This window comes from Limnospira sp. PMC 1279.21, assembly GCF_032349615.1.
GTDB lineage: Bacteria > Cyanobacteriota > Cyanobacteriia > Cyanobacteriales > Microcoleaceae > Limnospira > Limnospira fusiformis.
Window position 1 is genome coordinate 19411 of the sequence record NZ_JARPLU010000044.1, and the last position, 12734, is coordinate 32144.

18 protein-coding genes are annotated in these 12734 nt (G+C 44.0%); 7 read left to right on the forward strand and 11 right to left on the reverse strand.

The window, feature by feature from the left end:
- The first annotated feature begins 369 nt into the window (after window positions 1-369).
- Window positions 370-822 (forward strand): hypothetical protein, encoded by a 453-nt coding sequence (locus P5683_RS09165; protein WP_006623724.1) that lies wholly within the window; start codon window positions 370-372, stop codon window positions 820-822.
- The gene (locus P5683_RS09170; protein ID WP_315639759.1) at window positions 819-3443 is read left to right on the forward strand and encodes a P-loop ATPase, Sll1717 family; all 2625 of its coding nucleotides are present in this window, start codon (window positions 819-821) and stop codon (window positions 3441-3443) included. Before P5683_RS09165 ends, P5683_RS09170 begins: the two co-directional genes overlap by 4 nt.
- Before the next feature lie 213 nt (window positions 3444-3656).
- Here the strand turns inward: P5683_RS09170 and P5683_RS09175 are convergent, their stop codons facing one another.
- From P5683_RS09175 to P5683_RS09185, 3 genes are read right to left on the reverse strand one after another with little or no spacing between them, the layout of a single operon-like run.
- Window positions 3657-4028 (reverse strand): hypothetical protein, encoded by a 372-nt coding sequence (locus P5683_RS09175; protein ID WP_315639758.1) that lies wholly within the window; start codon window positions 4026-4028, stop codon window positions 3657-3659.
- Window positions 4029-4042: 14 nt separating this feature from the next.
- Entirely contained in the window at window positions 4043-4387 is a 345-nt protein-coding gene (locus P5683_RS09180) for a hypothetical protein (RefSeq protein WP_006668545.1), read from the reverse strand.
- 27 nt (window positions 4388-4414) lie between these two features.
- Entirely contained in the window at window positions 4415-7492 is a 3078-nt protein-coding gene (locus P5683_RS09185; protein ID WP_315642395.1) for a CHAT domain-containing protein, read from the reverse strand.
- 211 nt (window positions 7493-7703) lie between these two features.
- Here P5683_RS09185 and P5683_RS09190 point away from each other — a divergent pair, with 211 nt between their 5' ends.
- The 3 genes from P5683_RS09190 to P5683_RS09200 all read left to right on the forward strand — a co-directional run bounded on the left by P5683_RS09190 (window position 7704) and on the right by P5683_RS09200 (window position 9096).
- The gene (locus P5683_RS09190; protein ID WP_315639755.1) at window positions 7704-7982 is read left to right on the forward strand and encodes a hypothetical protein; all 279 of its coding nucleotides are present in this window, start codon (window positions 7704-7706) and stop codon (window positions 7980-7982) included.
- Between the two features lie 445 nt (window positions 7983-8427).
- Window positions 8428-8673 carry a hypothetical protein gene (locus P5683_RS09195; protein ID WP_315639771.1) on the forward strand — a complete coding sequence of 82 codons (246 nt, stop codon included), beginning with the start codon at window positions 8428-8430 and terminating at the stop codon, window positions 8671-8673.
- A gap of 231 nt (window positions 8674-8904) precedes the next feature.
- Window positions 8905-9096 (forward strand): hypothetical protein, encoded by a 192-nt coding sequence (locus P5683_RS09200; RefSeq protein ID WP_315639754.1) that lies wholly within the window; start codon window positions 8905-8907, stop codon window positions 9094-9096.
- 39 nt (window positions 9097-9135) lie between these two features.
- Here P5683_RS09200 and P5683_RS09205 read toward each other — a convergent pair whose 3' ends face one another.
- The 8 genes from P5683_RS09205 to P5683_RS09240 all read right to left on the reverse strand — a co-directional run bounded on the left by P5683_RS09205 (window position 9136) and on the right by P5683_RS09240 (window position 11795).
- On the reverse strand, window positions 9136-9357 hold the full coding sequence (locus tag P5683_RS09205) for a hypothetical protein (RefSeq protein ID WP_315639752.1): 222 nt from the start codon (window positions 9355-9357) through the stop codon (window positions 9136-9138).
- Complete coding sequence (locus P5683_RS09210) at window positions 9357-9584, reverse strand: type II toxin-antitoxin system Phd/YefM family antitoxin (protein ID WP_006623706.1); 228 nt, start codon at window positions 9582-9584, stop codon at window positions 9357-9359. The genes P5683_RS09205 and P5683_RS09210 overlap by 1 nt, the downstream gene beginning before the upstream one ends.
- A 147-nt stretch (window positions 9585-9731) precedes the next feature.
- Window positions 9732-10145: a type II toxin-antitoxin system VapC family toxin gene (locus P5683_RS09215; protein ID WP_231296322.1), complete on the reverse strand. Its 414-nt coding sequence runs from the start codon at window positions 10143-10145 to the stop codon at window positions 9732-9734.
- Window positions 10146-10150: 5 nt separating this feature from the next.
- Window positions 10151-10408: a type II toxin-antitoxin system Phd/YefM family antitoxin gene (locus P5683_RS09220; RefSeq protein ID WP_006623704.1), complete on the reverse strand. Its 258-nt coding sequence runs from the start codon at window positions 10406-10408 to the stop codon at window positions 10151-10153.
- 159 nt (window positions 10409-10567) lie between these two features.
- The gene (locus tag P5683_RS09225) at window positions 10568-10798 is read right to left on the reverse strand and encodes a hypothetical protein (protein ID WP_006623702.1); all 231 of its coding nucleotides are present in this window, start codon (window positions 10796-10798) and stop codon (window positions 10568-10570) included.
- 185 nt (window positions 10799-10983) lie between these two features.
- On the reverse strand, window positions 10984-11112 hold the full coding sequence (locus P5683_RS09230; protein ID WP_315641830.1) for a hypothetical protein: 129 nt from the start codon (window positions 11110-11112) through the stop codon (window positions 10984-10986).
- 147 nt (window positions 11113-11259) lie between these two features.
- On the reverse strand, window positions 11260-11457 hold the full coding sequence (locus tag P5683_RS09235; protein ID WP_008053949.1) for a hypothetical protein: 198 nt from the start codon (window positions 11455-11457) through the stop codon (window positions 11260-11262).
- 146 nt (window positions 11458-11603) lie between these two features.
- A complete protein-coding gene (locus P5683_RS09240) occupies window positions 11604-11795 on the reverse strand; it encodes a hypothetical protein (protein WP_315645456.1) in 192 nt (63 codons plus the stop codon).
- Window positions 11796-11945: 150 nt separating this feature from the next.
- Here P5683_RS09240 and P5683_RS09245 point away from each other — a divergent pair, with 150 nt between their 5' ends.
- Complete coding sequence (locus tag P5683_RS09245; RefSeq protein WP_315662834.1) at window positions 11946-12233, forward strand: AbrB/MazE/SpoVT family DNA-binding domain-containing protein; 288 nt, start codon at window positions 11946-11948, stop codon at window positions 12231-12233.
- A complete protein-coding gene (locus P5683_RS09250; protein ID WP_008053946.1) occupies window positions 12230-12433 on the forward strand; it encodes a PIN domain-containing protein in 204 nt (67 codons plus the stop codon). Before P5683_RS09245 ends, P5683_RS09250 begins: the two co-directional genes overlap by 4 nt.
- The last annotated feature ends 301 nt before the right edge of the window (window positions 12434-12734 follow it).

Genomic DNA, 12734 nt, shown 5'->3' on the forward strand with positions numbered 1-12734 from the left:
AATGGAATGTAACCCAACATTTTACCCAGATTTGTTGGGTTGCGCTTCGCTTCACCCAACCTACGATTTTAAGTTCAACGGCGAGGGTTAGTTGCCATTGGGGTTCCTTGACAATGAGGCAGAGCGAGGATCTAGGTTGATTGACCGGTTCATGCAGAGAGTGCTACCGTCGAGGCTAATTATTATCGAAAGTGGTAAAATAAATTGAGTAAGTAGGTAGGCAAAATTAAATGTAAAATAGGTTTAACCTGTGTAACCTTTAGTGGTCAAGGGTTTCAGGATTTAACAGCTTACCGCATTTCACAAATCATTAGTCCCTCCTACTTATAAAGTTGGTGGCTTTTTAGATAGGTGACATCTGAGTTGGTTATGGAAGATTTTGCTGGTGCGTGTTTAGCAAGAAAAAAAGATGCTGAGGCTCTACTGAAGCTACAAGACCACAATATAGCCGCTTTGCATCTGGGTGGCATTAGTATTGAGTGTCGTTTAAAGTCATTGCTCGCTGACTATCATAGCATCAGTGAATGGGATGAAAAAAGTCGCAGAAAGAAAGACTCTATGTTTAATCAGCAGATCCATAATCCAGGACATAGTTTGACAACAGCCCTACGCCATATGCCAGAATTATTCAAATTGGCAAAATCAGATCAGCAACTTCTAAAGCACCTAAACTGTCTGATTTACCCTCTTGGTGCAACCTCTGTTGATTATATCGGTTTACGTTATGTAGATCAGGCATCATCCATTCAGCGGGATGAGTGGAAAAAGAGCTTTGATTATGTTTATGGTTGGCTAGAAAAGAATGAGGTAAGAATTGGATGAATCCCTCAAAACTGCGTGAGGAACTGAAGCATAAATTCTCCCATAATTTTCAACTGGATGTTGGAGATGGTGGTTTTGTTTTGTTAACCGTTATTGCCGAAAAGTTTAATGGAAAGAGTAGGGCAGAGCGATTACAAGAGGTTGAACCATTAATTAAAAAAGCTGATTTATCCGTTGGCATCATTGAGTTATATACTCCTGATGAAGCAGTCGAGCAAGGGATAGCACTATCAGATACAAACAATGATATTCCGACATCATGGCAAAAAGCTGTGGATATGTTAGCATCGGGCAAAACTTTTTCCGAAAAAGACAGTCATCGGATCAAGCGTGTCGTATTTTATTCTTACAAGGGGGGGGTCGGTAGAACTACCGCATTAATCCAAACTGCTTTTCAGTTAATGCGTTCTGGCAAGCGAGTTGTTATTGTTGATATGGATGTTGAGGCACCGGGATTACATACTTTACTCCCTCCTCAAAAAGTCACTTTAAAACTAGGTTTAGTCGATTATTTATGGGAACGCCAAACTTGTTTTTTAAATGAAGTTCATCAACCTCAAGTTGAGTTGGGGGGCGAGGAAGGCATTATCTATAGCGTCACCGATTCACATTCTAAACGTCCTTTATTTGTTGTACCTGCGGGAAATATTGGGCGTAGATATGTGCAACGATTATCACTGTTGACGACTACACACCTTTTTGATAAGGCTGATGATCCATGGTTGCAGTTTGAGCAGGAACTTTGGGAGCAGTTTCAACCTGATATCATGCTGATTGATGCACGAACAGGCCTCAATGAATGGGGCGGTTTCACCTTGTTAGGGCTGGCAGATGATATTTTTATCGTCTTATATCCTAGTGAACAAAATGCTGAAGGTGTTCGTTTTGTGAAAAACACTTTAAATGAACTGAGTAATGCTGATGTCAAATTAGTGTTATCCCCTGTTCCTGAAGGTATCATTGGCGCTAATTTAGTTGAAAATATAAAAGACTCTTTAGAGTTAACTAATGATCAGCAAAAAGAACTGTTCCAAATTCCTTATCATCCTAATATCGCGGGTGTAACTCAGTTTCCGGTTGAGACTGCTTTGCCTTACTACGCTCCCATTGCAAATTATTTACTCGAAAAAAGTAGTGTATTAGAAACTGACGCACTAATTAATCCATCTAACCGTTTAAGTTTACTTAGATCTTTATCCTTTTCAGAACGTGATGCTGCTAGTATTTTAGACAATGATTTTGATAAAATTTTTCAAAAGACAACTGATTTTGAGCGTTGCTTGGACGATGCTGTTTGGGTAATTCGGGGGCGGAAAGGTACAGGTAAGTCAACGCTATACACCTTATTTACTCAGCATCGTGAAAATGCTGAAAAGTATGCACGGGGTCGGCTAGAAAATATAACCATATTGTCAGGCCACGGCAATAGTGACCAATTTAGACCCACAGGTGATGTTTTTGCTCAAATTCACCAAAAGCTTGATGAACATCAAAAAGATTGGTTATCCTTATGGCGGGCTTATGCTGTTATTCGGATTTATCGTTCAGTTCCTGAATTCCTTGAAATATTGAAGCAGGATAAATTTAAAGGTTTGCGGTCTCGATTAAAATATAACTTTTCCCTAGATAGGTACAATATTTGGGAAGCAAAACATACTGATAAACTGGTTGAATTTGTCACGGATGACGATTTAAATTCCTGTTGCCGAGATGCTTTGAGTTATTACGATCGCTCCTTGGGTAAAGTTGCACAAAAAATCTGGTTACTTTATGATGATTTAGATCAGGATATTCAAGAAAATAGTCCTTACCAACAAGCCGCATTGGGCGGGTTGATGCGTCTAATTTACGATTTCAATAATCAAGGTTTATATCATATTCGTTTTAAAGTATTTTTGCGAGAGGATATCTGGAGTAATTTGATTTTCACGAATAAAAGTCATTTTGGTGAAGCACGTACTTTACTATTGCAGTGGGGAAAAATTGATTTTTTGCGTTTAGCCTATCGTTTAGCAATTGGGGGGTCTATCGATTTCAAAATGCTTTCTAACCGTGTTCGGCCCCTAACGGATAATGAGATTGATGAAGCCAGTGAAGATGCTTTACGTCAAGCATTGGGGCCGTTATGGGGTTTGAAGGTTGAAAAGGGCAAAAATGCTTATGTATCTCAATGGGTGTATTCCCGGTTAACTGATGCCAGTAACAACACTTATCCGCGTTCTTTAAATATTTTACTGAAGAAAGCCAGAGAGGTAGAGTTAGCCGCACCAACCAAAAATGTAGCGAGTAATCGTTTATTAGGTTGGAAGTCTTTAACTGAGGGTTTGGAGGCTGCTTCTCAAGAACGGTGTGATGCGATCAAAAATGAATATCCAGAATTCTTAGCATTTTTTGAGCGTATGAATAAATTAAGTTCTTTGTTTAATGTGGAAGAGTTAGAGCCTTTATGGCGGGATAGTGTTGCTAATCAATCTAATTGGTCTTTTGAAAATTTCTTAAAAAGATTGCAGCAAATTGGTTTGATAGCTGAAAGAAGGAATAAAAAGCGTTATGGCTATGCTGTGGCTGATTTATACGTTTATGGGTTTGGCGTTAAGCGGAGGCAGGGGCAGCGAAAATAGTTATTTTCGTTTTGGCTGAATTTGTTGGTTGGCGCTTTGTCGGTTGGACCGAATGGAATGTAACCCAACATTTTACCCGGATTTGTTGGGTTGCGCTGTCGCTTCACCCAACCTACGATTTTAAGCGCTTTGTAGGTTAGACCGAATGCAATGTAACCCAACATTTTACCCGGATTTGTTGGGTTGCGCTGTCGCTTCACCCAACCTACGATTTTAAGATGGAACTTTAATAAATTCCGAGTTCAGGTCAATTTGCCAATTTTCATCAACAAATTCTAGGTTTTCATCATAGACTAACATCAGTTCCGCGATAGAGATGGGATGGGTAGCGGTTTCGATGTTTAGGGTAAATTTTAGTTGAATGCGGCGTTTATCTCCGTTGAAAATCACGCCGCTGCTGATTAATTCGGGCGACAGAGGACGAGGGAGGATGATGTTTTCATAAAAGCGATCGCATTCATCCCAATAGCCGGATATTTGATAATCACATAATGCCAAATGCTCCCCAACCAGAGCATTAGCATCAATACCCTTAACAACTTCTGATAAATTTTCCCAAACCGGATGTTTATTGAAAGTTGCCATAAAAACCATCAAGATTAACCCTCTTTTTTGCCCATTTTCGGGGCGCGGGTTAGCAGAATTTCCGTAATTTTCGGATAGAGATTTATATAAGCCGTGTCCTCTGTATTGGGGGAATCGTTATCAGAACCTTTTAGCTTCCTTTCCCCCAACTTATCCATCACTTTTTGAGTCAGTTGAGGATAGGAAGCACACCATTTCCCCAGTTCATTCGCCAATTCCAAATCCGACTTATCTTGACAAGCTGCTAAACTATCGTTAAGCTGATCTAAGCCTTCGATAGCGCCTGAGCTTTGCCAAATATTATCCGGGTTACTGTCCCACACTTCCAGAAACGCAGCAATTAAATCTTGGGGATTCATTGGGGATTCTTCCTCATACAATACAGGTCAATTTATCTGTCCAATGGCGCAAAATGCAGCCCAGAAGTAAGGAGATGAAAAGGGCTTACTTTCGGCGGTCTTCCCCCATTGTAAGGTAAATTTCATTTGCCCTCGCCGTTCCTCACTAATCACGGCACAGCTATCAATCCAGTCTAACAAATCTTGCACCGTCGCTTCCCGCAACCAAGTTTGAGTCTGTCGCAACGCCAAAACCACCGACAGGTCAGACTGCTGGAGAGTTTGATAAAACTGAATCATAAAAATCGCCGTAGAGATATCCGCCACCGCCCAAAGGGTACTCACCACATTGGGAGAACCCGCGAAAATGAAGCCACTGGGTAAACCGATATATTCATCACTGGTGGAGGTGAAGTCGGTGATACCCGTTTCGCAGGCGGAGAGGGTGACCAGACGGCAGTTGCTTAGGTCCAGGCGCAAGATATCCTCTAAGGTGAGACATTTTTGCAGGTCTAGCAGTTTGTTGTCTTCTAGGGGCAGATAGCGGCTAGGGTCATCGGTTGGGGGAGGGGGCGTAAATTCGCTTTTAGCCAGGATGAGGGCGGATTTCAGGGCATCTTCAAAATTGAAATAGCCGTGACAGGAGAAGTGGGTACAGTGGGCATTTTTCAGGGTTTCGGCATCAAGGGCGGCTTTTTCCGCTTCATCATGTTTGAGGACTTGGTGGGGGTTAAACAGGGATTGGATAGCTTCGACTTCCATATCCGTGAATTGGAGGTCTTGGGTGGGGTTTTGGATAGCGAAGAGGCGGTTAAAGTGGGGGCGTTGTCGGTTTTGGGCTTGTTGCAGGACTTGGCAGTTAGGGGCATAACCCACGCCTTTGGGGAAAAGGTCTTGTAGGAGGCCCTCACCCCCAGCCCCTCTCCCAAGTTGGGAGAGGGGAGAAGAGGGGAAATTAGCCCCCTTCTCCCCATCTGGGAGAAGGGGGTTGGGGGATGAGGGAAGATGAACAGGTAAAGCATGGAGGGGGAACAGGTGCAGGTAGCGATGAGGGATGAGGATGATTTTTTGGCAGTTGGGGAATTGTTGCCGCAGGTTATGCAAGATTTCATCCAGATGTAGAATTTGGGCGAGGGTTTCTAGGCGTTGTGGGAGACTGTCTCGCCATTGACTGTTGTTGCGGCGGTAGTCGTTGATGTAGATATCAGTCCAGTCGATGAGGTTTTGTCTGTCTTTCTCGGAAGATGTCCATAGATTAAGGGTTTGGTTCGTAAGGGTAAAAGTGAGAAATTTGTCATTCAGGAGATACCATTCTAGGATGACGGTTTTATCGTCAAGGAGAGATTGAATATCCGAGAATTTCAAAGGTTTATAGGGATATTTGGTTTGGAATTCTTCCCGCAGTTGGTTGATGTGGGTATAATCGGGGTTGGGGTCTTGTTTGAGGCGGCGGTCTTCTTCAGAAATCTTTTGACGCAGTTCTTGCAAGCGTTGGCGGTCTTTGGCGGGAATTTCTCCCCCTGGGTATGCGTCACGGGTAGCAATGAGTTCGGTTAGGTTGCGGGCTTTACTGCGATCGGCATATTCAATGGCATCCTGATATCTGCCCAATTCTAGGCAGACTTCCACCATGCCGCGATAAACTTTGTTCCATTCTTCATTAAAGTTGCGTTTATAGCCCTCACTATCGGCTCCAATTTCACCCCGGAGATATTCCACCCGGTCTAGGGCTTCCTGGAAACTCTGGTAGGCATTTTCTAAGGCTTGTTGGGTCTGGGTGGAACTGTTCCCAGCTAGGCGAGATTGAGCTTGGTAAGCAAAACCAAAGTTATTTAGGGTTCTTGCTAAGTCGCGGGCTAATCCCAACTGCTGGCTAATTTTTGCCGCTTCATCGTAGGCGGCGATCGCCTTTTCCAAATTAACGGCAGGATCGATGCCCATATTAGCTTGGGTGAGGCGGGCATTTCCGAGGTTCGTCAGGGTTTGGGATAGGTCTTTTTCTAATCCGGGCTGCTGCCGAATTTCTGCGGCTTTATTGTAGGCAGCGATCGCACTTTCCAGATTAGCCGTGAGGTTGATGCCCATCTCGGCTTGGGTGCTGCGTGCAATTCCGAGGTTATTCAGGGTACTGGAGAGGTCTTTGTCTAACCCCAACTCTCGCCTAATGGCATTGGCTTCATCGTAGGCGGCGATCGCACTTTTTAAATTAGCTGCTGGATTGATGCCCATCTCGGCTTGGGTGAGGCGGGCATTTCCGAGGTTATTCAGGGTTTGGGATAGGTCTTTTTCTAATCCGGGCTGCTGCCGAATTTCTGCGGCTTTATTGTAGGCAGCGATCGCCTTTTCCAAATTAACGGCAGGATCGATGCCAATATTAGCTTCGATACTGCGGGCATTTCCGAGGTTATTCAGGGTATCCGAGAGGTCTTTTGCTAACCCCAACTGCCGACTAATCGCTGTGGCTTCATTGTAGGCGGCGATCGCACTTTCGAGATTGGCGGCGGGGTTGATGCCCAAGCGGGCTTTAGTAAGGCGAGCATTTCCGAGGTTATTCAGGGTTTGCGCCCGTTTTCCGGGGTTGTCCGCCCACAGTTGCCGCAGCACTCCATAGCCGCGAGTCGCAATTTCTAAAGCTTCCGAATACCGACCATGGGGAAATTGTTGAATACTGGTGCAGGTATTTTCGACTAAGCCTACAATCACTTCCACTTGGTCAGGAGACTGAGCTAGAACTCTCTGCACAAACTGGGCAATAACATCCCCCAAAGCGGGAACAATCAACCCCATATTTTGTCGCATCACCTGATGTACTGCGGCTGTATCACCCTCCATTTCCGCTTGCAGTAGTTGTCGCCAAAATTGCTCTAATGCTGCTTGTTGATTTCCTCTGTTTCCCCGCCTTACCAAAAAGGCATTTACATCCTTCGCCACAGTTTGCAGAAACACTGCAGGAGGCTCCTCTCCCCTCTCCTGCAACTGTTTCACCGCAAGCTCACACACATACACAAATCCCTCATCCAGCAACCCGAACCGATCAAAAGCATTGAGAAGTTCGTTTGCCTCACTGGGACAGTCGAGGAGTTCTTGAATCAGGGAGAAATAAGCCTGCACTCTTTGTTCATCCATAGCGGCACACCGGGTAGGGGATAGCACCCCGATTTTACCCCATTCCAGAGACTCAGAAACCGGGTTTCTTTGTTAAATCTTTATGAAGAAACAGAGATGCTGCCAGAAACCCGGTTTCTTTTCTGGCGACTAGAAGCCCGGTTTCTTCCCCGAAAAGATGAGTTATAATAATCCAACAGAGTCAAATCACCTGAAAACTTATACCCTGACTATGACCCGGCAACCTACTCCAAATCAGCCCCAGGCGATCGCCGCACGAGTCACCCGCTTGGAACTTGAACTCACTCAAATTAAACAAGTCTTAGCCACCGTCACCTCACCACAACAACCCTGGTGGGAACGCATTGCTGGGAGTCACGCTAATGACCCCACCTTTGAAGCGGTGATTCAACTCGGACAAGAATGGCGCAAAACGGCTGAATATGGACTTGAAAATTGCGGCGATCGCTCTGGTTCAAAATGCCACCCTCCTAACGTGCAACCAGTCTGATTTTGGCATTATCCAAGAACTCTCTATCGAAAACTGGTCAATCAACGGTTCTGGAATCAGGGATAAATAAGCGGGCGATCGCTCTTCATCCATAGCCGCGCACCGGGTAAGGAATAGCACTCCCATTTTACCCCATTCCAGACACTCAGAAACGGGGTTTATTTCTTAAATCTTAGTGAAGGAATCGAGATGCGGCTAGAAATCCGGTTTCTTTTCCAGCGGCTCAAAACTCAGTTTTCTCTGACAAGATGGGTTATAATCATCCTGATGCTCCAATCATCTGAAAACTCAACCCTGACCATGACTCGGCAACCTACTGAAAATCACCCCCTGGCGATCGCCGCACGAGTCACCCGCTTGAAAAATGAATCGCACTGGTGGTTTAATTGTATCAGCAATTTAAGTTAAGATCAAGCCCTTAATTACTCATATCATCTTGATTAAAATGACTCGAAAAATCAACCTTGAACTTCCCGACGATCTGAGCCAACGTTTAGAATACAAAGCTCAAATTATCAACCTCTCTTTAGAAGCAATGATCTTAAAATCATTAGAGGACTTAGCTACCCAACCTGACGATCCAATTGCCGCACTGATTGGCACATTAAGCGCTGAAAATAACGATATTGCATCTCGCCACGACGACTATATTGGCGAAGCCATTTATTCACGGGAGTTGCCCAGTGAATAATAGTGTATTTGTTGATACTTCTGGCTGGGCCAACTTATTTATCAAAACTGAACCGGCTCATCAGTATGCAGTAGAATGGTTTACTCAAGCTAGACAACAAAAATACTTAATGGTGACAAGTAACTATATTGTCCTTGAACTTGTAGCATTGCCCAATAGTCCACTTAGAGTTCCTCGCCCCCAAATTTTTAAATATATTGATATATTGATGCGATTCAATCTGCTCCTTATTTGCAACTCGTTCGCGTCAATCAGCAGATTGAAAATGCCGCATGGGAACTTTTAAAACAGCGGTTAGATAAAAATTGGTCACTGGTTGATGCCACATCATTTATAATCATGCAACAATTAGAAATTACCAACGCTCTAACTAGCGATCGTCATTTCGATCGAGCGGGTTTTGTTCGTCTTCTTAAATCCTAGAGCGCTTTTTATCCATAGCCTATAGCAATCCTAAATGATTTATAACATCTTCTTCAGGGGCACACCGGGTAGGGGATAGTATTCTGATTTTACCTCATCCCAGAGACTCAGATTCTGTTTGATGGACATCTCCCAAACCGTAGCCATACTAATCAGTTTATGATTATGACCGTCTTCGACCAAATCACGCACCTTGTCGCTCAACCGAGAATTTCCCATAAAAAACCGGAGAACCGTATGAGTATCCAGGAGTAACCGCATTAAATATAGTCCTGAAAATCATCCAAGGGTTCATCAAAATCATCCCGGAGGGAAATCCGGTCTTTATCGCACCCAAATAAAGGGGGACGCGGCTGAGGTGATAAAACGGGAGCAATTTTAATGGTTTGCTGATTATTTTTACTGATGATAATTTCTTCTCCGGCAAAAGCCATTTCTATCAGTTCCATAATTTGCGGTAAGGCTTGGTTAATATCAATAATTTTCATCGCTTATCCTTCCTCGTTCATCTATAACCTAGCACCAAGGAATAGCACTCGGGTTATTTTACCTCATTCCCAAACCTCAGAAACCGGGTTTCTTTCTTAAATCTTTGTCAAGCAATAGCGATGCTGCGAGAAACCCGGTTTCTTTATCTAAGCCAACCAATTTTCAAGGGTTAATCCATCAAAATCAGCGAAGTCTGAGACATTACGAGTCACTAGAACCAAATCGTTAACCCTGGCGATCGCTGCAATCTGTCCATCCGGGTAGGAAGGTGTTCGACCCAAAGTGGTCAATCTCGCCCGTTCAATGGCAAACCATTCCGCCGCCCGATCGCAGTAGGGCAGAATAATCATTTTATTCTGGATGACCTGGGTTAAGTAATGAGACAAAAGTCTTTTTCGTCGCGACTCGGGCAAGCGATGAAACCCATAAAGAAGCTCATGCCATGTCACTGATGCGATCGCTGATTCTGGCAAATTGTGTCGAAACTGCGCTAAAAAAGCCGGATTGGGCTGGAGCTTAATACTTTCTGAAATAATGTTAGTATCTAGGAGAAATTTCATCCTCATCACCACCCGGGCTTTTCAGGAGTGGGGGTGTCGTCCCGAACATTGGCAAAAATATCATCAACTTCTAAGTTTATCCCCTCGGCTACAAGGCGATCGCGAAACGCATCAAACGCCTCTAAAATCCCCTCTGATTTCGCCGAAACAATTTTAGCAACAGGTTGGTCTGCCTGAAAAATCACAAAACTTTCTCCAGCTTGGGCGCGTTGCAGATAATTGCTTAAATTTTGACTTACTTCTTCTAGGGTGATTTTATTCATCAATTAACCTCGCCACTAACTAGCCGGACGAATCTAGTTCATATTTTACCCGATATTACCAAAACCGAACCCTCAGAAACGGGATTGGTTTGTTCAATCTGGGTGAAGGAATCGAGAGACTGCCAGAAACCCGGTTTCTTTTGCCAGAACACCCAATTATCAATTATCAATTATTTCGTCGTATTGGGTGCTGTTGTCTGTTGGCTGTTTTTTCATGGTCAGCAGAATCTCATTTAAGGATGTTTGGTCGAGAAACTGATGGCGTTCTTGGGTATAGTCGCCTTGACCATGAGTAAAGTATTGAATAAACCGGATTGTATCAACAACTCCCAAGGAATTGATTAGGACTTGATAGCCTTGTTTGATGATTTCTTGTTGTGTCTTGCTCATAATTGCTTTTTATTTGGGGTTGACAGTCATTAGCCATTGTACGGGATTTTGGATGGCAACATTTATCGTTTTAATATTTCGCTTTGCTCTGTTTATTAGGCGATCGTCTGTGGATAAAAATACATCGGCATTACTTCGCTCTGCACTAGCAATATGGGTGGCATCATATCCAGAAAATCCTAGTTTTACAGGTTCTTTAAGGCGATTCTCGGCTGGGTTTGATTATCAAATGGACGATTGAGACAGCAAGCATCTAAGTAAATTCTGAGGCGATCGCTCATATTAGGCGAGTTCTCCCGGTTAAATTCCTGCATCACTCCCTGTTTTATGGCTTGGGAACACCATCCCGATTTTACCCATCCCCGCGACTCAGAAACCGGGTTGATTTCTTAAATTTTTGTTAAGGAACAGAGATGCTGCTAGAAACCGGGTTTCTTTTGCCCAACCCCCCAAAAACCCGACTACTCAAGATTTCTGATTTTGCGTAACTCATCCAAAAACTCCTCCCGCGTCACAGACTCTAAAACCTCGCGCCTTTCCTGGGTATAATCTCCCTGTCCACAACCCATTTGTTGCAAAAATCGAATCACATCAGACTGTCCCAAATGACTGACTAAAATCTGATAGCCCTTTTCTCTTAACTCTAATGCGTTCATCATGAAAAATTCCTGTTTACTGCTCCTGTAAAACCTCAATCAGCCACACCACCGGATTACGAATAGCTACCTTTAATTGGTGTTCATGTCTGCGAGCCGTCTTGAGCAGGGGCGATTGAGACAACACACATCTAAATATACCGCAACCATCACACCCCCTGCAACTGCGCCGCCACCCACTCGCACACCTGCACAAACCCCTCATCCACCAACTCCAGATGACTGTTGAGGATTTGCAGTGCTTCCCCCGGACAGTTGAGGAGTTCTTGAATCAGGGATAAATAAGCCTGCGATCGCTCTTCATCCATAGCCGCGCACCGGGTAGGGTATAGCACTCCCATTTTACCCCATTCCAGACACTCAGAAACGGGGTTTATTTCTTAAATCTTGGTGAAGGAACACCAGATGCTGCCAGAAACCCGATTTCTTTTGCCCAAACCCGCTATTTTAGGGATTTGATGCACAATTCGGCTACATTCCCGTTAAAATAGATGGCATCCAACCCATTAAATTACCCCCTTATGGCACTGACCCGAATTACCCCAGAGGGAACCGCAACGATTCCCCCAGAAATTCTCGACTGGCTGCAATTAAAACCGGGAGACCCGATTAATATCGCCATTTCTCCTGATGGCAAAGTCTATTTAGAACCCGTCCCCAAAGCCGCTAAAATTGATGTCCGTACCTTATCGGGTTGTCTCTACGATCCAGACAGAAAACCCGTTTCTCTAGCGGAAATGGAACAAGCCATTGCTGAAGGGGCAGGAGAATCGATGTGAAAGGTTTGGATACCAATGTCATCGTCCGCTTTCTAGTCCGAGACGATGAATCACAATGGCAGCAAGCGGATCGATACATCAATCAAGCCCTAGAAAATCATCAAACCTGCTTGATTAATAATATTGTCCTTTGTGAAGTTGCTTGGGTATTACGCAGTCGGTATAAAATTAAGCGAGACCAACTCATTACTATCCTATAAACTCTCTTAAATACCAATATTTTTGTATTTGAAAATTCCGATGATATCGCTTGGGCAATTCATAAAATGAAGTCGGGAAATGCTGATTTTTCTGATTATTTGATTGTTCGCATCAATCAACAGGCTGGCTGTGATGAAACCGCATCGTTTGATGTCAAGCTAGGGCAATTATCCCAGGTTTACCGGCTGGGTTCATAAACTCTCAGAAACCGGGTTTCCTTCTTGATTTTTTGTGAATAAACACCAGATGCTGCTAGAAACCGGGTTTCTTTTGCCCAACCCCCCAAAAACCCGACTACTT